The 510-nt window shown below is 36.3% G+C and carries 1 protein-coding gene; it reads left to right on the forward strand.

Annotation, left to right across the window (positions count from 1 at the left end):
- Positions 1–510: T7SS effector LXG polymorphic toxin (locus ACWHAR_RS32320; RefSeq protein WP_452089083.1), on the forward strand; the 510-nt coding region annotated here is incomplete at both ends.

Consider the following 510-nt stretch of genomic DNA (forward strand, 5'->3'; position numbering starts at 1 on the left):
TTCATCTTCCCGTGCTGCTATATTTTCAGCACTTTATTGATCAATACATACAGAATTTAAAAGATATTAAAGCGAAAATCAGAACTTATGAATCAACAGAAGGTTTTGTAAAAGAAGAATTTCTGACGCATGATGTCAAAAAGGGCTTAACAGAACTGAAACGTCAAACGAATGATACGGTTGATTCGATTAATGACGAATTTGATAAAATCAGCCACTTGATTGGGGGCGGATCTATCTCTTTGGCATCATTTAATGAGCATATTTCCGAAGCCAAAAAACATGTGAACAACACGGTGTCTGATTTAAAAGAGCTTGATCGCGATGCTAATTCTATATTAAAACAATCGTCAAATTCGATCGCTCAGCTATCCAAGCTCACTGAAAAGGTGAACACTTGGTCAAAGGGAGGCGCGATCTTATCTAAAAAAACGATTAAAGAGGTTGAAAACTACTTTTCTGAAACAGATGTCGTTAAACAAATGATTGACGAAGCCGTTGATTTAGCAG

Source organism: Bacillus sp. LR--39, from assembly GCF_053613335.1.